The following is a 764-nucleotide window of genomic DNA, read 5'->3' as shown; positions in this document are numbered from 1 at the left end:
TTAAGGAGTTTGAAGAAGAATATTATGGATTTATTCCAGGAGAGGGGGCATTAGGAGATGATATAGGATACAGATATACAGATAACTTATTTATTATGCTGAATTTTGGATTAAGACCATATGTATTAAATAATTTATTATATGATAAATCAAAAGGGAATAATTTTGAGGAAATAGAAAAGATATTTATCGAATCAGGATATAAAATAAAACCTTATATTTTAAATTCTTGGATATGTGAAGAAATAGAAGATGATATAGGGGGGGGGGACATTTAAATTTTGTAAAAGATGAGAAATGTAATGAGGAAATACGTGATGAAATAACGCAATGGAGAGTAAGAATAGGGATAAAGAAATATATGGAAAGATTCAAGGAATATTTCAGTGTAGAAAGAGAACTTGAGAGAATAGACTGGGAAGAATATATGAAATTTAATGAAATATATCCGTTTCTGAGTTTTGAAATAGAGGGGATAAGTAAAGAAGAATTAAAAGAATTAAGAAGAAAAATAAAGCCTTATTTTAATGATAAAATTTTATACATAAGATTGATAGATGTCGATAAATTAATTGAATAATAGCATAGTTATCATTTTAAGAGTTTATTTATTATAAAAACAAAGATTGAATACTAAAGTAAATATTCGGCATTCAAAATTTTCCGAATAAATATTTATGAGGGATAAAAAATTTTGTAGCCGATAACAGGAGAATGAGGGCGGCAATGAGCCCTCACAAAAAAACTACACAATAATTCTTGAA

The 764-nt window shown here is 27.0% G+C and carries 1 protein-coding gene and 1 pseudogene; both read left to right on the top strand.

Translation table 11 applies throughout. The features are described from left to right. A pseudogene (locus tag EII29_RS12300) lies at window positions 1–278 on the top strand (hypothetical protein); the annotation flags it as partial. Between the two features lie 83 nt (window positions 279–361). Further along, the gene (locus EII29_RS11360; protein ID WP_125237603.1) at window positions 362–580 is read left to right on the top strand and encodes a hypothetical protein; all 219 of its coding nucleotides are present in this window, start codon (window positions 362–364) and stop codon (window positions 578–580) included. Window positions 581–764 lie beyond the last annotated feature (184 nt).

Origin of the sequence: Leptotrichia sp. OH3620_COT-345, assembly GCF_003932895.1 — a bacterium.
Lineage (GTDB): Bacteria > Fusobacteriota > Fusobacteriia > Fusobacteriales > Leptotrichiaceae > Pseudoleptotrichia.
This window is presented reverse-complemented; position numbering and strand designations above follow the sequence as displayed.

Bases quoted from the DNA above. Each gene is read 5' to 3' on its own strand.
- EII29_RS11360 (WP_125237603.1), top strand. From the start codon at position 362: ATGGAAAGATTCAAGGAATATTTCAGTGTAGAAAGAGAACTTGAGAGA.